This is a genomic window from Streptomyces alkaliphilus (assembly GCF_014141535.1).
GTDB classification, from domain to species: domain Bacteria; phylum Actinomycetota; class Actinomycetes; order Streptomycetales; family Streptomycetaceae; genus Streptomyces; species Streptomyces alkaliphilus.
Genome location: NZ_VKHT01000946.1, coordinates 1 through 1,922 on the forward strand (window position 1 = coordinate 1; position 1,922 = coordinate 1,922).

A 1,922-nucleotide genomic window follows, 5' to 3' on the forward strand; every position below is an offset into this window, starting at 1 on the left:
GTGGGAGGAGAGCGGCCGGGGGCTGGTGCTGGTGGCGGCGGTGGCGGTCGGCTGCGGGGTGATCCGCCGGGGCTCCGGCAAGACGGTGTGGGCGGAACTGGCGATCGTCCCGGTACCGGAGCACTCACCGGCCTGAGCCCTGCCGGGCCCGACCTCTTACGCGGCCTCGGCCACCGGCTCGGGACGGGTGCGCAGGGCGTCGAGTACGGCGGCGGGGTCGTCCGCGAAGAAGCGGACCGTGCCCACCTCGACGGTCCTGCCCAGCGGACGCGTGGCGGTGATCGGCCGGTCCAGTTCCAGGACGATGTTGGTCTGCGAGGAGACCGCCACCGCCAACCGGTCCCCGTCCACGCCGATCAGACCCTTCTCGTCGAAGCGGGACACGCGCCGCACGGCCGTGACCCGCTCGCGTGGTATCCGCAGGTCGAAGAAGGCCCCGTACCGCACCCGCACCTCGGTCGCCGTCACCACGTGCGGGCGGGTGGCGCAGGCCGCCATGACGGCGAACGCGATCAGGACCCCGTAGGCATCGATCACCAGAACCGTGACGCGCAGGGCCGTCGGTGCGTCGAGCGCCCGCAGCAGGAGCTCCAGCCCCACCAACTCCACGACCATGGCGGAGACGAAGACGCCCATCGTGAACGTCTGGGCCCCGGCGTAGGGCAGGGCGCGGGCGCCGGCCGGAACGCCGTGCCGGCGTCGCGCGATCCACAGGGTGAGGGCCGCCATGCCGGCCGCCTCGAACCCCAACAACCTCCGCACGGTGATCGGCACCAGCCGCTCGTACGTCAGGCGCACCGCTCTCCTGCGGCCTGCCCCCTCCCGGCGCGCGGCACGGAACAGGCGCGCGACGACCACCGTCTCCAGCGCGATCACACAGGCCACGAGCGTCCCGGAGACCGCCGGCACCGGCGGCGGGACGCTCACCCCGGAGGCGAGCAGGATCACCATCAGCAGCTCGCCGGGGATCACCAGACCCAGCGCGGCCCGCGCCGCGCGGAGCATCACCGCCGCTCCCGCAGCACGGTCACCAGCCGCCGGAACGTCTCAACCTGGGCGGGAGCCAGCTCGTGGGACAGCTCCTCCCACCAGTTCCGGTCTCCTGCCGAGTGGAGGTGCCGGAGCATCGCCGAGACCATCTCCTTCGGCAGGTAGTCGGCGATTCGGTCGACCACCACCGCGACCCGGGGGTCGTCGGGCTCGGCGTCGGCGAGGTCGTCCAACATCTTGTAGATGTCCCGGGCCCCGGCGGGCGCACCGGATTCCGTGAGTGGTCGGAAGAGCTCCGCGAGCGCGGCCCGCTCCGCGTCGCCGAGACCGGTGTCCATCAGGGCCAACATCTCGCGGTCCAGCGCGGCCGTTCCGGACGCCCCGGTCGGCAACCCGCGCAGCACCGAGGCCATCTCGGGGGAGACCACGGAGTCGGGATGCGGGTCGGCTTCCGCCAACAGAGCGGCGAGTCGGCGCCGTCGGGCGGCGATCTCCGCCTGCTGCCGGGCCAGGTCCGCGTCCAACTCGCTCAGCACCTCCCGCAGGTCGCGGCCCCGGTCGGCGGCCAGGGTGTTCCGGACCTCCTCCAGGGACAGGCCCAACTCCGCCAGCCGTCGCACCCGGGCGAGGGTCACGGCGTCCCGCAGGCGGTACTCCCGGTATCCGTTGCCCCGGCGCGGGGGCTCCGGGAGCAGCCCCATCCGGTGGTAGTGGCGCACGGTCCGGGTGGACACCCCGACCAGTGCCGCGATCTCGCCGATCCTCATGCGCCCAGTGAAAACCCTGACGCCACGACAAGGTCAAGCGCTCTCGGCTGCGCCGTCGGGTTCATCCCAGTCCGCAGTGTGATGGGGTGACCCGCTCGAAGGGGGCGACGCGGGGGACGTGCCGGGTGGTTCTCAGGGAGTGTGGGACTCTCCACCGGGCCGAGG

The 1,922-nt window shown here is 73.1% G+C and carries 2 protein-coding genes; both read right to left on the reverse strand.

Annotated features, from left to right (window positions below; all coding sequences use genetic code 11):
- Positions 1-156 precede the first annotated feature (156 nt).
- Complete coding sequence (locus FNQ90_RS21360) at positions 157-1,005, reverse strand: hypothetical protein (RefSeq protein WP_182607846.1); 849 nt, start codon at positions 1,003-1,005, stop codon at positions 157-159.
- A complete protein-coding gene (locus FNQ90_RS21365) occupies positions 1,005-1,757 on the reverse strand; it encodes a MerR family transcriptional regulator (protein ID WP_182607847.1) in 753 nt (250 codons plus the stop codon). Before FNQ90_RS21365 ends, FNQ90_RS21360 begins: the two co-directional genes overlap by 1 nt.
- Positions 1,758-1,922: the final 165 nt, after the last annotated feature.

Coding starts and splice junctions, on each gene's coding strand:
- FNQ90_RS21360 (WP_182607846.1), bottom strand. CDS start 1,005: ATGCTCCGCGCGGCGCGGGCCGCGCTGGGTCTGGTGATCCCCGGCGAG.
- FNQ90_RS21365 (WP_182607847.1), bottom strand. CDS start 1,757: ATGAGGATCGGCGAGATCGCGGCACTGGTCGGGGTGTCCACCCGGACC.